Origin of the sequence: Delftia sp. ZNC0008 (assembly GCF_000799035.1) — a bacterium.
In the GTDB taxonomy this organism is placed as follows: Bacteria; Pseudomonadota; Gammaproteobacteria; order Burkholderiales; family Burkholderiaceae_C; genus Comamonas; species Comamonas tsuruhatensis.
On sequence record NZ_JTKZ01000477.1, the window covers coordinates 1 to 769 of the forward strand.

Consider the following 769-nt stretch of genomic DNA (forward strand, 5'->3'; position numbering starts at 1 on the left):
TGTCATCACGCTGGAGAACGTCGAGCAGATGATGCAGTGGTCCCCGCTGATTGCGAAGCGCGATCCCGCCACGGGCCGCGCCATCACGCTGGACCGCATCACGGACCCCGCAACGGGGAAAGCCACCTTCCGCGTAGCCGAACCCGGCGAGGTGGTGCCGCGTGGCAATCAATTCCTGGTGCCGGACCCCAAGCGCAAGGGCCGCAACTGGCGCCACTTCATCCAGGCGCTGCGCGACCTGGGCTACAAGGTCGAATGGCGGGTGATCTGCAACGCCACCCTGGGCTCACGCAGCACCCGCACACGGCTGTACCTGATCGCCCGCCGCGACGGCCTGCCCATCGTGTGGCCAGCGCAGACGCACTGGAAAAATCCGAAGGCGGGCCAGAAGCCATTCCGCCAGGCAGCCGAGTGCATCGACTGGAGCATCCCCGGGCAAAGCATCTTCGGGCGCAAGAAGGAACTGGCGCCGGCCACCATGCGGCGCATCGCGCATGGCCTGGACAAGTTCGTGCTGAACAGCCCCCAGCCGTTCATCGTGAACATGGCCCACGGCGGGAAGATCGAGCTGCTCGAACGGCCCATGAGCACCATTGCCACGGAAAAAGGTGGCTGCCGTGCCCTGGTGTCTCCGACCCTCATCCAGATGGGCTACGGCGAAGCCAAGGGCCAGGCCCCGCGTGTGCTCGACCTGTCCCAGCCGCTGGGCACGGCCGTGGCCGGCGGCATCAAGCACGCCATCAGCTCGGCATACCTGGTGCAGGCCGGG

At 67.0% G+C, this 769-nt stretch carries 1 protein-coding gene; it reads left to right on the forward strand.

The genetic code is table 11. The features are described 5' to 3' along the window. On the forward strand, nt 1-769 hold a 769-nt coding region (locus L995_RS16225), incomplete at both ends, for a DNA cytosine methyltransferase (RefSeq protein WP_047472634.1).